The sequence below is a fragment of the Shewanella sp. SR44-3 genome (assembly GCF_014163735.1).
Lineage (GTDB): Bacteria > Pseudomonadota > Gammaproteobacteria > Enterobacterales > Shewanellaceae > Shewanella.
Genome location: NZ_JACJDV010000030.1, coordinates 17,109 through 35,921, shown reverse-complemented (window position 1 = coordinate 35,921; position 18,813 = coordinate 17,109). Strand labels below are relative to the sequence as shown.

17 protein-coding genes are annotated in these 18,813 nt (G+C 45.3%); 12 read left to right on the top strand and 5 right to left on the bottom strand.

All coding sequences use genetic code 11. The annotated features are described in order from the left end of the window. Positions 1 to 13 precede the first annotated feature (13 nt). Positions 14 to 2,383 (bottom strand): phosphoenolpyruvate synthase, encoded by a 2,370-nt coding sequence (gene ppsA / locus H5073_RS13725; RefSeq protein ID WP_182680131.1) that lies wholly within the window; start codon positions 2,381 to 2,383, stop codon positions 14 to 16. 124 nt (positions 2,384 to 2,507) lie between these two features. Here ppsA and H5073_RS13720 point away from each other — a divergent pair, with 124 nt between their 5' ends. Both H5073_RS13720 and H5073_RS13715 read left to right on the top strand, forming a co-directional pair. Continuing rightward, the gene (locus H5073_RS13720; RefSeq protein WP_182680130.1) at positions 2,508 to 3,320 is read left to right on the top strand and encodes a pyruvate, water dikinase regulatory protein; all 813 of its coding nucleotides are present in this window, start codon (positions 2,508 to 2,510) and stop codon (positions 3,318 to 3,320) included. A gap of 193 nt (positions 3,321 to 3,513) precedes the next feature. After that, a complete protein-coding gene (locus H5073_RS13715; RefSeq protein ID WP_182680129.1) occupies positions 3,514 to 4,578 on the top strand; it encodes a 3-deoxy-7-phosphoheptulonate synthase in 1,065 nt (354 codons plus the stop codon). Positions 4,579 to 4,818: 240 nt separating this feature from the next. On the opposite strand, the gene H5073_RS13710 is transcribed toward H5073_RS13715, so the two are convergent. Together H5073_RS13710 and H5073_RS13705 are read right to left on the bottom strand one after the other, a co-directional pair. Further along, positions 4,819 to 5,418 carry a hypothetical protein gene (locus H5073_RS13710; RefSeq protein ID WP_182680128.1) on the bottom strand — a complete coding sequence of 200 codons (600 nt, stop codon included), beginning with the start codon at positions 5,416 to 5,418 and terminating at the stop codon, positions 4,819 to 4,821. A gap of 88 nt (positions 5,419 to 5,506) precedes the next feature. Beyond that, the gene (locus H5073_RS13705; RefSeq protein ID WP_182680127.1) at positions 5,507 to 5,881 is read right to left on the bottom strand and encodes a hypothetical protein; all 375 of its coding nucleotides are present in this window, start codon (positions 5,879 to 5,881) and stop codon (positions 5,507 to 5,509) included. Between the two features lie 73 nt (positions 5,882 to 5,954). Here H5073_RS13705 and H5073_RS13700 point away from each other — a divergent pair, with 73 nt between their 5' ends. Then, positions 5,955 to 6,674, top strand: a complete 720-nt coding sequence (locus tag H5073_RS13700; protein ID WP_182680126.1) for an SIMPL domain-containing protein — start codon at positions 5,955 to 5,957, stop codon at positions 6,672 to 6,674. 23 nt (positions 6,675 to 6,697) lie between these two features. On the opposite strand, the gene H5073_RS13695 is transcribed toward H5073_RS13700, so the two are convergent. After that, positions 6,698 to 7,990: an HD domain-containing phosphohydrolase gene (locus H5073_RS13695; protein ID WP_182680125.1), complete on the bottom strand. Its 1,293-nt coding sequence runs from the start codon at positions 7,988 to 7,990 to the stop codon at positions 6,698 to 6,700. A gap of 169 nt (positions 7,991 to 8,159) precedes the next feature. On the opposite strand from H5073_RS13695, the gene H5073_RS13690 reads away from it, so the two are divergent. The 9 genes from H5073_RS13690 to H5073_RS13650 all read left to right on the top strand — a co-directional run bounded on the left by H5073_RS13690 (position 8,160) and on the right by H5073_RS13650 (position 16,308). Next, the gene (locus H5073_RS13690; protein ID WP_182680124.1) at positions 8,160 to 8,744 is read left to right on the top strand and encodes a histidine phosphatase family protein; all 585 of its coding nucleotides are present in this window, start codon (positions 8,160 to 8,162) and stop codon (positions 8,742 to 8,744) included. Between the two features lie 46 nt (positions 8,745 to 8,790). Continuing rightward, complete coding sequence (locus H5073_RS13685) at positions 8,791 to 9,117, top strand: Rho-binding antiterminator (RefSeq protein WP_182680123.1); 327 nt, start codon at positions 8,791 to 8,793, stop codon at positions 9,115 to 9,117. A gap of 290 nt (positions 9,118 to 9,407) precedes the next feature. Further along, entirely contained in the window at positions 9,408 to 9,845 is a 438-nt protein-coding gene (locus tag H5073_RS13680; RefSeq protein WP_182680122.1) for an acyl-CoA thioesterase, read from the top strand. 197 nt (positions 9,846 to 10,042) lie between these two features. Further along, positions 10,043 to 10,702 (top strand): response regulator transcription factor, encoded by a 660-nt coding sequence (locus H5073_RS13675; RefSeq protein WP_182680121.1) that lies wholly within the window; start codon positions 10,043 to 10,045, stop codon positions 10,700 to 10,702. 14 nt (positions 10,703 to 10,716) lie between these two features. Further along, positions 10,717 to 11,343 carry a DUF938 domain-containing protein gene (locus H5073_RS13670; protein ID WP_182680120.1) on the top strand — a complete coding sequence of 209 codons (627 nt, stop codon included), beginning with the start codon at positions 10,717 to 10,719 and terminating at the stop codon, positions 11,341 to 11,343. Positions 11,344 to 11,348: 5 nt separating this feature from the next. After that, positions 11,349 to 12,212, top strand: a complete 864-nt coding sequence (locus H5073_RS13665) for a D-hexose-6-phosphate mutarotase (RefSeq protein ID WP_182680119.1) — start codon at positions 11,349 to 11,351, stop codon at positions 12,210 to 12,212. 35 nt (positions 12,213 to 12,247) lie between these two features. Next, positions 12,248 to 15,763: a YdbH domain-containing protein gene (locus H5073_RS13660; protein ID WP_182680118.1), complete on the top strand. Its 3,516-nt coding sequence runs from the start codon at positions 12,248 to 12,250 to the stop codon at positions 15,761 to 15,763. Positions 15,764 to 15,772: 9 nt separating this feature from the next. Continuing rightward, a complete protein-coding gene (locus tag H5073_RS13655) occupies positions 15,773 to 15,973 on the top strand; it encodes a YnbE family lipoprotein (RefSeq protein ID WP_182680117.1) in 201 nt (66 codons plus the stop codon). A 14-nt stretch (positions 15,974 to 15,987) separates the two neighbouring features. Continuing rightward, positions 15,988 to 16,308: a YdbL family protein gene (locus tag H5073_RS13650; protein WP_182680116.1), complete on the top strand. Its 321-nt coding sequence runs from the start codon at positions 15,988 to 15,990 to the stop codon at positions 16,306 to 16,308. Between the two features lie 126 nt (positions 16,309 to 16,434). On the opposite strand, the gene H5073_RS13645 is transcribed toward H5073_RS13650, so the two are convergent. Further along, positions 16,435 to 18,306: a methyl-accepting chemotaxis protein gene (locus H5073_RS13645; RefSeq protein ID WP_182680115.1), complete on the bottom strand. Its 1,872-nt coding sequence runs from the start codon at positions 18,304 to 18,306 to the stop codon at positions 16,435 to 16,437. Positions 18,307 to 18,813: the final 507 nt, after the last annotated feature.

Sequence of the window (18,813 nt, the reverse complement as noted above, 5' to 3'; positions counted from 1 at the left end):
AGAAAGACTCCCTTTATGCGTGCTCTTTAGCTAGGTATAACCAGGTATCGATCACTGTATCTGGGTTTAATGATACTGTGTCTATACCCTGCTCCACCAGCCATGCCGCGAAGTCGGCGTGATCCGATGGACCTTGGCCACAAATGCCCACATAGGCACCTTTGGCTTTAGCCGCTTTGATGGCCATGGCCAATAAGGCTTTAACCGCATCGTTACGTTCATCAAATAAATGACTGATGATGCCAGAATCTCTGTCAAGACCCAACGTCAGCTGAGTTAAATCGTTTGAGCCGATAGAGAAGCCATCGAAGTGCTCAAGGAACTGATCCGCAAGCAAGGCATTGGATGGCAATTCACACATCATGATGACCCGAAGACCATCTTTACCACGCTCTAAGCCTTCAACGTTAAGTAAGTCGATAACTTGCGCCGCTTCGCTCACGGTACGTACGAAGGGGATCATGATCTCAACGTTAGTTAAGCCCATCTTGTTACGTACCCGCTTGATGGCTTCACACTCTAAAGCAAAACAATCACGGAATGACTCAGAAATATAGCGACTAGCACCACGGAAACCCAGCATTGGGTTTTCTTCTTCTGGCTCATAACGATCACCGCCGACCAAATTTGCGTACTCGTTTGACTTAAAGTCAGACATACGTACGATCACTTTTTTCGGGTAGAAAGCCGAAGCGATAGTGGCAATACCTTCAACCAAACGGGCAATGTAGTACTCAACCGGTGAGTCATAACCTGCGATCATCTCGTTGATTTCAGTTTGTAGCGCCGCATCTTGCTGATTAAATTCAAGCAAGGCTTTAGGGTGAATGCCTATCATGCGGTTGATGATGAACTCTAAACGAGCAAGGCCTACGCCTTCGTTCGGCAGACGAGCAAAATCAAAGGCTCTGTCTGGGTTGCCGACGTTCATCATTATTTTCATCGGTAAATCGGGCAATGAATCAACACGATTGGTGACAATTTCAAACTCTTGCTTACCTGAGTAGATAAAGCCTGTGTCGCCTTCGGCGCAAGACACAGTGACAATATCACCTGTCTTGATGCGGTCAGTGACATCGCCACAACCGACAACCGCTGGCACACCTAATTCACGAGCGATAATCGCAGCATGGCAAGTGCGGCCGCCACGGTTTGTCACAATCGCGCTAGCGCGTTTCATGATAGGTTCCCAATCTGGATCTGTCATGTCGGTGACTAACACATCACCCGGCTCAATTTGATCCATATCAGCGATTGATGATAAGACTTTAGCCACACCAGTACCGATTTTATGACCGATAGCACGACCTTCGCACATCACTGTGCCCTTGGTCTTGAGGTGATAACGCTCAATTAACTGCACATCTTCACGACTACGCACAGTTTCAGGACGCGCCTGAACAATATAAAGCTTGCCATCGTTACCGTCTTTGGCCCATTCGATATCCATTGGACGACCGTAATGTTGCTCGATAACCATAGCTTGTTTAGCCAGCTCCATGACCTCAGCATCATTGATTGAGAACTGACGGCGCTGCTCACTTGGCACGTCTTCAATCTTCACTTGCTTGCCGTGAGTGGCATCATCTGAGTAAACCATCTGTATAAGCTTGCTGCCAATATTGCGGCGCACAACGGCGTCATGACCTTGGCTTAAAATGGGCTTGTGAACATAAAATTCATCAGGGTTAACTGCGCCCTGTACCACCATTTCACCTAAGCCAAATGATGAAGTGATAAACACCACATCATTGTTACCAGACTCAGTGTCCATGGTGAACATCACGCCCGATGAGGCTTTGTCTGAACGCACCATGCGCTGTACACCAGCCGATAATGCAACGCCGTGGTGCTCATAGCCTTGGTGGACACGATAAGAAATCGCGCGATCATTAAATAGAGAAGCATAAACGTGCTTGATGGCGACTAATACTGAGTCAAAGCCTTTGACGTTTAGGAAGGTTTCTTGCTGGCCTGCAAATGAGGCGTCTGGCATATCTTCTGCAGTGGCTGATGAGCGCACGGCGAATGAAGCTTCAGTGGTTTCGCCGGCCAATTTCTCGTAAGCTTGGCGAATCGCGGTTTCTAACTCGGGCTGAAACGGGGTCTCGATAACCCACTGTCTGATCTGTGCACCTACTTGAGCTAGGGCTTTGACATCGTCTACATCCAAATTGTTGAGTACGTCATAGATTTTCTGGTTAACACCGCTTTGTTCAAGGAACTCATTGAACGCATGAGATGTGGTCGCAAATCCGCCAGGTACTTGAACACCGGCATTTGCCAGGTTGCTGATCATCTCTCCAAGGGACGCATTCTTGCCGCCAACCTTGTCTACGTCACCCATGCCTAATTCTTGATACCAGAGTATGTATTGCTGCACAGTTCTCTCTCCGCAAGTTTATTTCAATGGCCCCTTCACACCAGGGCAGCGGCATTTTACACTCCCACTCAAGAAGCGTAAATGTATAATTTCATTTGTAATTTTATTACTACAAGAGGTCATAATGGCACCAAGAGTATTCTACATATCTGATGGCACAGCCATCACAGCAGAAGTGTTTGGACACGCGGTGTTATCGCAATTTCCAGTAGAGTTTGAAGCACTTACCATTCCATTTGTTGAAACATTAGCAAAAGCTGAAAAAGTAAAGCTGCAAATAAATGATTGTTTTATTACAACAGGTGAACGGCCGTTAGTGTTCCACTCCATCGTCAATCCAGAGATCCGCAATGTGATTTATTCAAGCGAAGGCATGGATTATGACTTTTTGAACACTTTTGTGGCCCCACTTGAACAACATTTAGGCATTCAGGCCTGCCCTGTGCTGCATCGAACTCACGGGAAAGGCAATCACAGCTATGAAGCCCGCATCGATGCGATAAATTTCTCCATGGAAAACGATGACGGTCAAACCATGAAACACATGGATAAAGCCGATATTATCCTGTTAGGGGTATCCCGCTGCGGTAAGACACCTTCGAGTCTGTACTTATCTATGCAGTTTGGCATTAAGGCCGCCAACTACCCTTTCACCGAAGATGACATGGATAATCTTAAACTACCAGATGCCCTAAAGCGCAATAAAAACAAACTATTTGGCTTAACTATAGATCCCAATCGCCTTCATGAAATCCGCCAGTCTCGGATGGAAAACAGCCGCTATTCTTCACTAAGACAATGCCGCTTAGAAGTCAAAGAAGTGGAGATGATGTACAAACGTGAGCGAATTCCTTTTGTGGATACCACCAACCATTCGGTGGAAGAAATCGCCACTAAAATCTTGGATGTGACCGGGTTAGCACGGCATATGTTCTAATATTGACACAATGAAAAAACCGTATTTGGCTCGATTGACCCTAACAAAAACATCATTCAATCGGGCCAAGCCAATGTTATTGAGGATATTTCAATACAAGCAATCGGTTTTTTGCCGTGTGCATTGAGGTCGAATTGGTTATAATCCCGAGCAATATTAAATCAAGAAGCATCATGCTAGCGCGGTATATTGAATGACAATTAAAACAGACGAACTTCGTACTTCCTTATTATGTAAAGTGATTTCACCAGCTCAGCTCGCTTCTGAATACCCTCTGACTCAAGATGCCGCCGATTATTTGGTGCAACAGCGCCGTGAGGTAGAAGCGATTATCGCAGGTGAAGATCAGCGTTTATTGGTGATCATTGGCCCTTGCTCCATTCACGACACTAAAGCCGCACTGGAATACGCTGAGCGTTTAGCTGAGCTGCATCACGAGCTTAAAGACGATTTGTGCATCTTAATGCGGGTGTATTTTGAAAAGCCGCGCACTATCGTTGGCTGGAAAGGCCTGATTTCAGATCCCGATCTTGATGGTAGCTTCAGCCCTAACAAAGGCCTGCGCATGGCCCGTGAACTACTCCAACAAATTACCGAATTAAAATTGCCGATTGCCACTGAGTTTTTAGATATGGTGAACGGTCAGTACATTGCCGACTTAATCACTTGGGGTGCTATTGGTGCTCGCACCACAGAAAGCCAAATTCATCGTGAGATGGCCTCAGCTTTATCTTGCCCAGTAGGCTTTAAAAATGGCACCGATGGTAACATCAATATCGCCGTTGATGCAGTGCGCGCCGCAGCGGCACCCCACATCTTCTACTCGCCAGATAAAGACGGTGCCATGGCCGTGTATCGCACTCACGGTAACCCTTTCGGTCATATTATACTTCGTGGCGGTAAGACCCCAAATTACAGCGCTGATGACATAGAAGCTGCCCGTACACAACTTGAAAAAGTCGGGGTAACCCAGCGCATGGTAGTGGATTTTAGTCACGGTAACAGTGAAAAACAGCACAAAAACCAGCTCAATGTGGCCGACAGCATCATGGCACAGTTACGCGCTGGCAGCACAGCCATTGCTGGCATTATGGCTGAAAGCTTTATGATTGAAGGCAATCAAAAAGTCATTGCTGGTGAGCCACTGGTCTACGGTCAAAGCATCACAGATGCCTGCCTGCACTGGAGCGACTCTGAAAAGTTACTGCGGGATTTAGCTCAAGCGGCTAAAGACCGTAAAGCATTGCTGAGCACATAAGCGAGCATAAGGCCCAATAGATGAGTGCTATGAATTAGCGTCTTATATTTAGCGCAATAAATCCATTAGCTTTTTGCTGACTCACAAAAAACGCCAACATAATGTGTTGGCGTTTTTGTTCATCCAAGGCGTTAACTAAAGGATTAGGGTAATCTTCATGGCTTAAGTTTATCGCTTATATTGGTAGCTTAGATTGATGGCTTAGTTTTTAAGCTAAATAATCGCTAAAATCTCTGCCTATCACTGCCTTTTTATAATCTTCTTTACGGCATCGGCCTTCGTCGATGTTGAGCCTAATCTACGCCATGCTTCATATTGTTCACCTTTGATCCAAGTGATCCCTATCTCTTCTTGCCAATGCACAAAATCGGCAGTTCGAAAGCGAGCATTAACACAGCTTCCTGCACCTATGCGCATGTGGCAAATACTGAAAATAAGGTATTCACCATCAAATACTAATGCCTCTGTCCCAGACTCTTTACAGCTTGATAATAATTGATAAGGAACCTTAAAAATAACCTCTGCTGCAGGAGCGCCATTGTGACTTGAGACCCGCGTAATGGCGCAATCAGCACCATAAAATTCATCCATGCCGACACGCGCGTCAGGCTCTTGCGTTGACCACCAAGGTGCGGGCTTTGTCACGAGTTCATCCTGCGAATCGTCACGGCACCCGAGCAGTTGTGTCATAAGCAAAAACAGCACGATCAGTCGCCATAAATATGGGCGATTAGCTACAGTGTTACCAAAGATGTTCATTTCACTCGACTCAGATTGAACAGCACTATAAAGCAGCTTAGCGTAAGTGCCAATGGCTAACAAATGAATATAGACCATCATATTCAATGCAATAGAACAGCTAGCCTTTAACCTTATCCCACACTGACACTTTGCGAGTCTGCATTATCTAGAACGCTTACTATTCTCGCTATTTTCTTAAACGATTCATGATGGCTTCCAGGGTATAGTCTTCATGGGTCAATGGTGGAATATCTTGTGCTGCACGGTTATGGAATGGTTTGGTTTCTACAGAGGGAATGGCGAATAGTTGATTAATAATCGGAGTGATTATCATGCTGAAAACACTAAATAATGCAATTGTTATCATGGCGTAAAAGGTGCTTGACTCCAGTAGATAGGACTGAATAAATACCCCATAATACGCCTCTGGACTGGCAGCTGAAATATTCGTTAAAAAAACCTTAATTTCAGTGATAAAACCGTAAGTTAATCCTGTCGCTAAAAAAGCTGACATCACAGTGGCAAGCAGTGAGCGTATTCGCTGTCTACTGAATATTTTCACATTAACATCCTTTTAAATGTTCTATTATCAACAATGCTTCAACATTCTACCACATGTATTAAGGAATAAGTCTTTGAGTATTAATAATAAATTTAGCAGCGCCATCTTGGGTGCTTTCTTGTTACTGGCGATGGCAGTATTAGGTTTGACCTTAAAGCAAGCCATTGTGGAATATAAATTACTCGACCGCAGTGTCACAGTAAAAGGTTTAGCTGAAAATGAATACCCTGCTGATATTGTCATCTGGCCTATCCAATTCACCGCAGCAAGTAACGACCTTGAAGCGCTTTACCAACAGCTGGACAAACAAAGCCTACAAGTGGTTGAGTTTCTAACACAAAATAAACTCAGCAGTGAAGAAATCAGCCTATCAACACCAACCATCACAGATAAACTCGCTCAGCAATACGGTGGTAATGAGCAATCTAGATTCCGCTATTCAGCCCTACAAACTGTGACTGTCTATTCGACAAACATCACCCTAGTACGGACTATGATGCCAAGGCTGTCTGAGCTTGGAAAGACCGGCATTGCCTTTTCTCAGGCGGATTATGATGCGCAAGTTGAGTATATTTTTAGCCGCCTCAATGAAGTGAAGCCGCAGATGATTGAAGCCTCCACTACGAGTGCACGAGTGATCGCTGAAAAATTTGCTAACGACTCTAAAAGCCAACTTGGAAAAATTAAGAAGGCCGCGCAGGGACAGTTTTCAATCAGTAATCGAGATAAAAACAATCCACACATAAAGCGCGTACGCGTTGTTTCAACGATAGAATATTACCTTGCAGATTAGTGATTTGACTCAGCGTTTGAGCATTAGTTAAGTGTTTTAGCTGTAAAATCTTTGCCCCTTGTCGATGCAAGCTCTGCATTGTATACGCCAAGGGGCTTAGCTGTTTCTTCCAATGATGCTTTAGATAAAATTTCAAACTCCTGATGGATTTGCATAAAACAGTCCACCAGCTCTGGATCAAAGTGTTTCCCCTGCCCCTCTTTTATCAATCTCAACGCTTCATCATGACTGAAGGGGCGCTTATAACAGCGCGGTGATGTCAGCGCATCATACACATCCACTAAAGCGACGATCCTTGCAGAAAGCGGGATAGCTTCCCCCGTAAGACCTCTTGGGTAACCGCTGCCATCCCATTTCTCGTGATGCCCGCCAGCTATGTCTCTGCCCATTTGGATAAAAGCGCACTCAGGAGCATAGTTCAGTAACCCCTGCAACACGGTTTCGCCGATCACTGGGTGCGCCTGTATTTGCCTAAACTCATCCCCAGTTAATGAACCTGGCTTTAATAAGATACTGTCGGCAATGCCCACCTTGCCTATGTCATGCAAGATGGCCGACAGATTAATTTGATTAATAAATGCTTCAGTTAACTCCGCCGGCACATTGTCTGCCAACAACCGCTGCCTAGCCAGCATGCTGGCATATTGCTGCATGCGTAATAGGTGAGCACCTGTCTCGTTATCTCGATACTCTGCAAGTTTTGCCAGCCCCATAACGGTGGCCTGACGTGAAGCTAATGTGGACTGTAATGAATGGGTTAACTTCCCCAGTAAAAACGATGCTGATTGAGTTACCATGGCATTGGTAACCACAAAATTGATTACCACTACATACCAAATTAAGGTACTAAACCCTTCAATATTTGGCCAACTAAGCAGATTATAATGGTAGGCCAATCCCATAAAAAATAAGCTGACGCCATTGATCCCTTGAGCCCATAAGCCTGCTTTTTCACCTAAAAGAATGCTGCTCAGCGGCGCGAAGGCAAAAAGCCAAAAAAATCCCGCCCCCGATGGACCAATAGCCAATAGAAACCCTAGCCCAATGACAAAAGCTAATACACTCCCAATGATAAAGCGCTTAAGATCAGGCATGCTAGGGTGAAACAAAATCAGTAACAGTACCCCGTACACTAAGGTATCGAACACTGCCATAGGCCAAATTCCCTGGACTATGCACAAGTAAACACTGGTGAAATAAACGGGCACACACAAAATCGCCAACACGCTAAATAAACGCTGAAAAACCAACTTACGCCACTGTGGCAAAGCATCGTCTATTTCGTATTGGTGAATATGCTTGTTCTCTAAGGCCATGGGATCCCTTTACGTATCCAGTGTAACGCTAAATCCGAATTGAGCTTAAGTATTATGGCAGTGGGCTGATAACGCAAAGTGAGATACTAAATGAGTGATTAATTCATTGATTACTTATAGGGTTTTTGTCATTATTTCAACAAATATTAATACTCATAAGTAGTCACCTATGGCACATAGCCACAGTATTCCTAAAGGCTTTATTCTCCAGATTGTCCTAAGTATGACCGCCTTATTGATAAGCAGTTTGCTTATAGTGGCCTCAGCCAACAGCGCGCCCAAAATTGAGGCTCAAGTAAGCGAAGTCGCACACACTTCAGAATTGGTGATTTTTATTGTGCGTCACGGCGAGAAAGCCAAGGGCGACAATCCCAGTTTGACCCAGCAAGGTCAGCAGAGGGCGCAGCTGTTAGCCACTATGCTCGCCAGCAACAAACTCGATGGCATTTACAGCACCGACTATAACCGCACCCAAGAAACCGCTGCGCCCACCGCCCTTGCTCAACAGCAAGCAGTGCAAAGTTACGATCCCAGCCAACTCAAACAGTTTAGCGATTCACTTAAAGTTAAAACAGGCCGTTTTCTGGTTGTTGGCCATAGCAACACCACCACGGCGTTAGTGAGCTTACTTGGCGGCGAGCCACAAGGTGATATCGATGATAGCAGTGAATTTAACCGACTCTATATACTCACAATCACGCCCGCTAAAAACGGGGCAGCAGTCACCAGCGTGCTATTGAAGTATGGAGAATAATACCAGTCACATTCATTATGTGATGGGTATAACATAGGAATGATTGATGAAAAAACCTGATGACACAGTCAAACTAAATTGGACGGCTGATGCAAAATTGCCGTCATCAGGACGTCACATTCGCTGTGCAGACTATGACTATATTGAGATCATGTGTTTACACCGCTACCGAGTGACAGTGACGATGAAAGACTTAAGCCAATATCACGCCCAATTTCACACCACCAGTATCATAGAGTTTGAAGGCATAAAGCGTGAGACTATTCTGGGCGTTGATATCAATCAGGCACCATTACAACTGATGCTCAATGAGATCTTATCCATTACAGTCCTTGATGACAACGCCCAATTTTCCAAATTACAATTTGATTAGCGGCGGCTTTGACTCAACACTGCTTTTACTCGCTATGCCTTATCGCAGTAAAGGTGCAGCAAAAATCAAACAAAAGTTAAACATAAAAACCCCAGCCTAACACTATCCACACATAAGATTTAACCTGCTGTTTTATATCTTTTTATTGCAAACTTCTTTACTATAGCGCTCCGCTATTTTAGGCCTAGCCTACTAGCTCACATACGTCATCACGCTGGGTTTACCATTCAACACTTTTTGTTACTCAGCACTTTGTTATGCCGCACTTTTTCTCAGTAATTAGGTCAATCATGCCATTAACTCAAACAAGCGCCCCCTTCCCTGAAGCCATCGCCACCCGGATTGAAAAGTCTGAAGCGCGGGTAATTAAGGCGGTATTTCCCTCCAATACCAATCATCACAACACCCTGTTTGGTGGCGAAGCCTTAGCTTGGATGGATGAAACAGCCTTTATTGCTGCTACACGTTTTTGCCGCAAAACCTTAGTAACCGTTAGCTCAGACAGAATTGACTTCAAAAAAGCCATTCCAGCGGGTAGCCTTGCGGAATTAGTCGCACGCGTTATCCACGTGGGGAAAACCTCCCTAAAAGTTGAAGTGAATATTTTTGTTGAAGACATGTACCGCGATCACCGCGAGCACGCTATTCGCGGCGTATTTACCTTTGTCGCTGTGGATGACGAGCGTAATCCGACACAAGTGTGGACCCCTGAAATATCAATGAGCTAGTACCACTAAGCGCGAGCACTGCGTTCTAGTCGTAACGACTAAATCCAAGTCCCAGCGCGAGCCCTAAGTTTCAGCCTCATAACAATAAAAGAGATAGCCGATTAAATCTTGGCTATCTCTATAAATCCATAGAATTTATAGTGCCATTTCTGCTACATTGGTTTTACCTTCACGCGACACAGTAAAATAATAAAGCCATGAAGCTAGAAAAACTCACTATGGTGATTGCTGATGACCATCCACTGTTTAGAAATGCCCTGCGCCAAGCCCTTGGGCAAAGCTTCAACACAGTAGATTGGCATGAAGCCGACAGTGCCAGCGCCCTTGAATCCATACTCGAAAAACATGCCGAGCAGTGCGATTTAATTTTATTGGATCTGCAAATGCCTGGCTCCCATGGCTACTCAACTCTTATTCATCTGAGAAGCCATTACCCGCATATTCCGGTTATCGTGATTTCAGCCCATGAAGATGCTAACACCATCAGCCGCGCTATCCATTACGGCAGTAGTGGTTTTATCCCCAAATCAGCGTCACTAGACACCTTGTCCCAAGCCCTTAACAGCGTGCTGCAGGGAGATATTTGGCTACCAGATGGCTTTGTGGCGAAAGAAATAGAACAAGATGAAAACGCCCAAATTGCCAATAAATTATCTGATCTGACTCCCCAGCAATACAAGGTGCTGAATATGTTTGCCGAAGGCTTATTAAATAAGCAAATAGCCTATGACTTTGGCGTATCAGAGGCCACCATAAAAGCCCATGCGACGGCCATCTTTAGAAAGCTTGGCGTTCGCAATCGCACCCAAGCGGTTATCGCTCTGAAAGAGCTTGAGATGGATAAGACTGGGTTATAAAACAAGAGATCACAATGACAGAAGCTGATTTACCCTTCTCACAGGCCTGTGAAAATAATAAAGCCCCTATTCTTGAGGCCCTTAAACACATCCTTCCCATTAGCCAAGCTGATGCACCAGCGCTAAAGCTATTAGAAGTGGGCAGCGGCACTGGGCAACATTGTGTGCATTTTGCCAAACATTTACCCCAGGTTCTGTGGCAGCCCAGTGAGCAAGCCATCTATCTTGACAGCTTAAACCTGCGAATTTCACGCTGTAATGATGCAAACCTTAAGCAAGCCATAGCACTGGATCTCAGCCAAACATGGCCAAGCAGTTGTTGCCAACAGCAAGCGATTTTTAGCGCTAACACCTTGCACATTATTAGCCAGACCTTAGTTGAGCGCTTTATTAAAGACGCATCTCATGCACTAGCCGCAAGCGGGCAGTTTATTGTCTACGGTCCCTTCAATTATGCAGGTCAATTTACCAGTCCAAGCAATCAAGAATTTGATGCCTGGCTAAAGCAGCGAGACAGCTTAAGCGGTATTCGCGACATTGAATGGCTTATCCAATTGGCTGAGTCACACGCACTCACACTTATCGACGACATTTCCATGCCAGCCAATAATCGGCTGCTTCATTTTCAGAAAAAGGCTTAATCAAGATGGCAAGCGTAAGCACCAAAACTCACCGCAATGGACTTAAGTATTTAGCCATTGATACCCCACAGTGTCAGGCACGTATTTTCTTTCAAGGGGCGCAAATCACAGAGTTCACTCCCAAAGGTGCGAAGCCACTGCTGTGGGTCTCTGCGGCGGATAATTACCAACCCGGCAATGGGGTGCGCGGCGGTATTCCTATCTGCTGGCCGTGGTTTGGTCAACATCAAGGCGCAACGACGGAAGCAAAGTGGCCACAGCATGGGTTTGCTCGTACCCGTATTTGGTCGTTAAACCAAGTGCAAGTAACTGATGAGTCAGTGCAAGTTCAATTTGATTTGCCATTACTCGCGCAAGATAAGCCTTTTTGGCCATATCACAGCCAAGTTTCTGTGCTGTTTACCTTAACGGACAGCCTAACGGTTAGCCTTATTAACACCAACCTTGGTGATGAAGCCTATGAGCTGACCCAAGCACTGCACACTTATTTCCCCACCCCTGACATTCACCGCACTCACGTTAGCGGCTTTAATGGCGCGAAATACATAGAGTTTGCCGAAGGCCCCTTTGAGCAACCTGAAGATAAGGTGCATTTTAATAAGGAAACCGACCGCGTTTATACTCAGCTTTCTCCCCAACAATTTATCCACACCCCAGCAGGGATCATCAGCGTTACTCGAGAGCAAAGCAGTAGCGCAGTGCTATGGAACCCTTGGATAGATAAATCCACTCGTTTAAGCCGATTTAACCCTGATGATTATTTGCAGATGTTGTGCTTGGAAGCGGCGAACGTATTAGAAGATAGGGTGATACTGCAAGCTGGCGAAAGTCATACCCTAAGCACAGTGATAAATTGGGTAAAAGAATGATAAGTTGGATAAAAGACTGATAAACAGGGCCAAGTATGAGCAAGGATAACGCCCAAACGCCTGCCGCTTTAACGCCAGCTGCGCCTCGGCGCACTGGGATGCTTATCTTACTGGCGTTAACTCTGTTATTTGGGGTCGGGATCTTAGTGCTTATTCAAAATGCTAATCCTGTGAGCCAATTTTTAATCAAGCAATTTGCAGCCCGTTATGATATTGAAATACTTGAGTTGGAAGATGATAACTCCAGTATAGATACGATTAATTTGGCTCGCCTTAGGCTCAATTATCAAGGTAGCCAGCTTAAGGTTAATCATCTCAAACTTGAGTTTGTCGATGCTTTAGCGATCATCAAGCGGCAGCAATTTCTAAGCTCAGATCTAAAACGCATCAGCCTAGGGGATGCCACACTGAGCCTCAGCCGAGCAGTAGTAGAGCAAATCTTGATTGGCAGCGAGCAAACTCAAGAACATTTAGCTCTCGAAGATGCCTTAAGCCTTGAGCAAATCAACCAGTGGCAACAAACGCTGCGGCAAGCGAAAACCCATCACCTCACCACCCAGTTGCCAGAAATTAACTTAGGCAAGATCAACATTGCGTTACCAGACTTCAGCTCAGCTTCAGCACAGGTGCAAACTCAACAACCTCTGCAAGCAGGAGAAAAACCCGTGATCCTCAGCCTGTCTGCGCTGAAATTGATCCACCAAGATAAACTGAGCTCTGAGCCAAGTACCGAGCTCAGCACAGCGCTATGGTTTAACCAACGGCCTATAATTACGCTTAAGGCGCAGGGAAACCCCAAGGATTTACTCGCCTCATGGCAGCTAGACACTGAATTGTCGCTTCGTTCAGCCCATCAGGGCTTGATTGACATGGCGGCTTATTTGGATAACAGCCGCGCAGCATTAGCACTTGAGCCGTCACAAATTCAAAGCCAGATTAATCGCATGATTGCCGCCGTTGGTAAAGTCACCGCAAAAGGGCTCGATATTGATGGCCGCTGGCTGACCCATAGCGAACTTTCGCTGCAAGAATTACGCTTCACTAGCCAACAGACACTCTCAGAACTCACCCTTAAGCTAAGCTCTAAGGAAATTCACCCAGCCCCAAGCACCATAGACGTCAACATTGCTACGGCTTTGCCGCTTGTTGTAGATGTAGCGCTCAATACCCAATCCCTTAGCGCCAAGGTTTCACCGCTGCAGCTCTCGCTATCCTTAAATGCCGCACAGCGGCAATTAATGGCTGCGACTTTCTCAGAGCTAAGCCTGGAGCAACACTTAACAAGCACCTTGGAGCCTTGGCTGGCTAAGCTCAGTGCTCAGCTAAACACAGAGCTAGAAACTAAAGTTGGCACTCCACTTAAGGTAAATGATGCAAATACCCAAGTCACGGCTCCCATAAGCCAGATTGAACTTGTGCTTGGCACTGCCGAGCTGCAACTGCCAACGACGACGTTATTATCTATGCTAAATGGTGCGCCGAATACTTACACCTTAAGGGATAACATCACCTTAACCTCGCCAAGCGCCATGCTAAATGTGACCTTAATGGCGCCCATGGCAATAACGCCAACACAGGCACATAAACAGCCACCAAGTCAAACTCACCATCAACAACAAATTCAATTAAGCCAATATCAGTTTGAGTACTTCCCGCTTACCCAAAATAGTATTCAACAGTTTGATTTTAAATGGAAATTATCACAGTCAAGCCCAGTTGTTTTTATGCCAGCACCCTTAGCGAGCGTCAGCGCCGAACAGGGTAACCTGCTTCTAGAAGGCCAAGTTCAGCTTGAGCATTGTTTTGCAGCTACAGTTGCTAATCTTGTAACCATTCCTGCAACCAATAACGCTCAAACCACCAATCCCGCCACCCAGTTAAGCCTCACAATAGCGCCAAGTAGCCAGCTTACTCTTGATGGTATTAATGCAACCCTGGGTGACTCGCATTTACAGGTGGCTCAGCTACAACTTACCCCATTGCAGCTGATTAATGATATTCAAACAAAGGCAATGCAAAAAAAGGCTATTCAGGCACAGATAAGCCTCAATGCCGCTGATAAACCGAGTGCCCAGCATAAATTAAATAGTCAAAGCCAGCTTTTTGACCAGACCAAGCTCACCCTAGCCGACATGAGTTTGCAGCTTAAACAGCCCCAGCTCACCTTACGCCAACCCAGCAAAGGGATTGAGTCTATAGCCAAAGCCGCAAATCTTAAGCTCAACCTTAAAGGCACGAGCCCGCTAGACACCTCGTTGGACACAGCAATAAGCAGTCAATTAGCGTGGCAGTTTGCAACGTTAGATGTACGCAGAAAAAACCTCAACCTAGGTGAAAAAAACACAGCCGCCTTATTAGTGCTTGATAGCTTGTCACTTGAACAACACCTTACACTCAATAAAGGCGTACTGAGCAGTCAGGATGAATGGCTATTGGAAACCATCCCTATGCACAGCCAGCATTGGTTGCAAGCCCCTTGGTTAAAATGGCCGCCACTTAATGGTACTGCCGCCAATAGCACAATCACCAACAAAACCACCTTTGCCAACACCAGCCTTGCCGGTCAGTGGCAGTTTGAGCTGGACTTAGCACAAGCCTTAAGCGTTGCAGCCAAGACCCAAACCTTGCCCGAAAACAGCTTCATTCAAGGTAAGGGGAAATTCAACGGCAGTTATTTACTCCAAGCGGTGAACGATGCTAAAGAGCCGTCTCAGCGTTTCGAATTTAGGTTTGAGCCAGAATTTGAGCATTTAAGCGGCGACTATCTAGATTATAATTTCAGTGACGCAAGCATTTCTGCCAAATGTCAGCTCGATTGGCAACAAATTCAAGGGGCGAAATACAGCAAAAGTCAGCTAAATTGCCCCGATACTAAGCTCAGCGCCACTGAAGCCAATCTTGGCCTGCGCTTAAATCAACTTAAGCTACAAAGCGATATCCAGCTCACCCAAGATGACAGTAAAACGGCCGATAATTGGCTGCAATTAGTCACAGGGCTTAGCCACACTGAGGTCAACTTGACTGCCAGTGGTGACATTCTTGATGGCCACTTTCTTATCCCTGAATTCTCCTTAAGAATTCAAGACAGCTCCAAAGGACATATCTTACTGCAGGGCTTGAGTCTAGAAGCTTTGCTCGCCGCTCAGCCTCAGGTGGGCGTGACTGCTAGCGGCATTTTTGATGGCGTATTGCCTGCTCAATTTACCGGTGGCAAACTGTACATAAGTGGTGGCCAATTAGCCGCCCGCGCCCCCGGTGGGCGAATACAAGTATCGGGAAACCCCGCCATTGATGAATTAACCCAGATGCAACCTCATTTGTCTTTAGTATTTACCGCTCTTGAAGATCTTAACTATCATCAACTGTCCAGTAGCTTCGACATGACAGGAAATGGCGATGCCAACTTGAATGTACAAGTAAAAGGGAATAGCGTGGGGATTGAACGTCCCATTCATTTGAACTACTCTCATCAAGAGAATTTATTGCAATTATATCGTAGCCTGAGGTTACCGACTCAGCTGCAAGATACTATTGAGCAATCAATAAAATAAGGAAAAATAGTGAATAAACCTCAAACCCTAGTGTTAGGCCTCTGTGCCCTCGGCCTAATAACCTTGGTCAGCGCTTGCTCGCCAACGGTTAAGATTGAGCCACCAGACAAGCCTATAGTGATCAACTTGAATGTTAAAATTGAACATGAAATTAAGATAAAAATCGATAAAGAGCTCGACACGCTCATCAACAACGAATCATTGTTTTAATAGAAGGGATTGCTATGAAATCTGCGTTTACCTGTTTTGCCCTAGGCTTATTATTGTCATTTCAAGCTATGGCGCTGACCTTGCAAGAGGCCAAAACACAAGGGCTCGTCGGCGAACAACTCAATGGCTACTTAGGATTAGTGCAAACCACAGATGAAGCCAAAGCCATTATGGCCGACGTGAATGCCAAACGTAAGGCGCATTACGAGCACATCGCCCGCAAAAACAATATCGCCACTGATGCAGTCGCTAAATTAGCCGCGCAAAAAGCCATTGAAGCAGCCGATGCTGGGCACTGGCTTCAAGGCAGCAATGGCGTCTGGTTTAAAAAGTAGTCTTTAAATGGGCTGAAACTGAGTCAATAAGCTGAACTAACCTCGCACCTCAAGCATTAAAGTAATAGAAAGACCAGCTATTAGCTGGCCTTTGATAACTTGAAACACTTTTTAGCTTAACCCAAGTTACAAAATAAAAGTGGCGACCTTGTTGCTCAAGTCTGTGGCGCGGTCTTTAAGCATTTTAGCTTGGCTTAAATGGGTCATCGCTGATGAGGTTATCTCATCAGTGACATCTTTTATCGCTACAGTATTTTGCGTTATCTCGTTCGTTACCTGTGTTTGCTCTTCGGCTGCGGTGGCTATTTGTCCCGCCATATCAGAAATAACGTTAATCGCTTGGGTGATCTCTTCTAATGCCTTCGCTGCCGCATTAACATCATTAACACTGTTACTCGCCAGCCCCTTACTGCTGTCCATCAAGCTAACCGCTTGTTTAGTGGTATTTTGTAAGGTTTCTATTGTGGTATAAATCTCTGCAGTTGAATCTTGAGTTCGGCGCGATAACACTCGCACTTCATCTGCTACTACAGCAAAACCACGGCCTTGCTCACCAGCTCGAGCCGCCTCGATAGCAGCATTTAACGCCAACAAGTTAGTCTGCTCTGCAATGCCTTGAATCGTAGTTAAAATGCCAGAGATCGCTTGTGCGTGTAAGCTTAATTCACTGATTACATTGGTTGTTTCATCAATCTCCGATGCTAGTGAATTAATAGTGTTGCGGGTTTTATCAACCAAGCCTTTGCCTTGAATACTGCTTTTGGCTGATTGCTGGGCCGCGGCGGCTGTGCTTTCTGCATTGGCGGCAATTTCATAGGTGGCGCTGGACATTTCGGTGACCGCTGTTGCAACCATGGTCACTTCCTGTTGCTGGCGTTGTAATTCATCGACGCTAGCTTGGTTGGTAACTAAGCTTTGCTCTGCATCTGAATCCAATTCGATAGCCAGCTGACGAATGTGACTAATGAGTTGATGTTGACTGCCGACAAAGCGATTGAAACTGTCGGCTAGCACGCCCACTTCATCTTGGCTGTCGACTGTGATGCGTTGGGTTAAATCGCCATTGCCGTCGGCAATGCGTGACAAGGCCTGAGACACTCGGCTCAAAGGGGCAAGTAACAGGCTTAATAACCAAGAAATAGCTAATACACTGACAATTAAGGCCAAGGTAGCTAAGCCTAATTGAGTTAGCATTAAACTAGCCAGTGGTGCCTCTAAGGTTTGCTTGTCGAGAACAAAAACCAACTGCCAATCTGTGTTGGGGATATCTACGCCCCATAAGAGTTTATCTCTACCTTCAGCGTCAAAATAAGCTGGCGTGAATTGGCCTGTTTGACGACTCGATTGCGCCAGCTGATTGTTTAGCTGAGCGTCAATGTCTGTGATTTTACCCATCAATTTGCTTGAATCTTTATAAGCAATCACAGTGCCGTCTTTATGCATCATGATGGCATGGCCGTTAGCTGGCAATGACATGCTGTTGATGCTATCAACTAGACTGGCAATAGATACATCACCACCGACCACACCGCTGCGGGTGGGTTGAGCTATGGTGACGACAAGTACATTAAAGGCCACATCTAAATAAGGTTTAGTAATAATGGCCTCGCGTGCTTGTTGTGATTGATGGTACCAAGGGCGAGATCTAGGATCGTAGCCCGTACGGTCAATGCTGGGATCAGAGTCGACCATTACCCCGTTGCTGTTACCGAAATAGGTCAGCTGAAAATCGCCGGAAATTTGTGCCTGCTGCAAGGCGTTGAGTGTATCGCCTTCAACTTTAGTCGCGACAGAGGTGATTACACGCTGACGGTCTGCTAACCATCCTTCAATTCGCATTGCTTGCTGCTCACCAGATTGGTTTACCTGATCGACGCTACTTTGGAGTAATAATTCTTTTTGAGTGGAATAGCTTTGCCAAGATAATAGTGCAATAACAACCGCAAGGGCGAGGACGACCGATAACAATATCTTTTTCTTCAGTGAATATGAATTCATATTGATTTCCAATACTGCAATTTAATTAAATTGAAAGACAGGTATAAAAACAGCCGTTTCCCAGCTGAATTTAACCTACGAATGGAGATAAAATAGCATCTCTACTTGGTGACTATTTTTACATAAAAAGGAAAATAAAGGAATTTAAATCAGCAACTTAGGCATCACCACCATATTTAACCTATTAGATACATAAGTAACATTTACCACACTATATTTATAATTAAATATTACGTAAATGTAGGCTTTGGTCGCGATATAAAGGTCATTTGTAGCCAAAGTGTTCACAATCATGTATCAGGTTAACTTTGCCACCCTGGTTTTTTAATTAACAGTTACACCCTAGCGAAAAATTCGGTTAGCTAATCAGCTTACATAAACTCATGCCATAATAACCCTGTAGCAATAACGTCCCGTAAGCTTGCTTAGACACCTGCAAAAAGTGGATTATGTTATTGTTTAATAAGTTAGGTTATAACTTACAAGGAAGATATGTGGGCAAGGCAT

Excerpts from the sequence above, each read along its gene's own strand:
- H5073_RS13650 (WP_182680116.1), top strand. The coding sequence starts at position 15,988 with ATGAAATCTGCGTTTACCTGTTTTGCCCTAGGCTTATTATTGTCATTT.
- H5073_RS13660 (WP_182680118.1), top strand. The coding sequence starts at position 12,248 with ATGAGCAAGGATAACGCCCAAACGCCTGCCGCTTTAACGCCAGCTGCG.
- H5073_RS13675 (WP_182680121.1), top strand. The coding sequence starts at position 10,043 with ATGAAGCTAGAAAAACTCACTATGGTGATTGCTGATGACCATCCACTG.
- H5073_RS13720 (WP_182680130.1), top strand. The coding sequence starts at position 2,508 with ATGGCACCAAGAGTATTCTACATATCTGATGGCACAGCCATCACAGCA.
- H5073_RS13665 (WP_182680119.1), top strand. The coding sequence starts at position 11,349 with ATGGCAAGCGTAAGCACCAAAACTCACCGCAATGGACTTAAGTATTTA.
- H5073_RS13710 (WP_182680128.1), bottom strand. The coding sequence starts at position 5,418 with ATGATGGTCTATATTCATTTGTTAGCCATTGGCACTTACGCTAAGCTG.
- H5073_RS13695 (WP_182680125.1), bottom strand. The coding sequence starts at position 7,990 with ATGGCCTTAGAGAACAAGCATATTCACCAATACGAAATAGACGATGCT.
- H5073_RS13645 (WP_182680115.1), bottom strand. The coding sequence starts at position 18,306 with ATGAATTCATATTCACTGAAGAAAAAGATATTGTTATCGGTCGTCCTC.
- H5073_RS13680 (WP_182680122.1), top strand. The coding sequence starts at position 9,408 with ATGCCATTAACTCAAACAAGCGCCCCCTTCCCTGAAGCCATCGCCACC.
- H5073_RS13685 (WP_182680123.1), top strand. The coding sequence starts at position 8,791 with ATGAAAAAACCTGATGACACAGTCAAACTAAATTGGACGGCTGATGCA.
- H5073_RS13690 (WP_182680124.1), top strand. The coding sequence starts at position 8,160 with ATGGCACATAGCCACAGTATTCCTAAAGGCTTTATTCTCCAGATTGTC.
- H5073_RS13670 (WP_182680120.1), top strand. The coding sequence starts at position 10,717 with ATGACAGAAGCTGATTTACCCTTCTCACAGGCCTGTGAAAATAATAAA.
- H5073_RS13715 (WP_182680129.1), top strand. The coding sequence starts at position 3,514 with ATGACAATTAAAACAGACGAACTTCGTACTTCCTTATTATGTAAAGTG.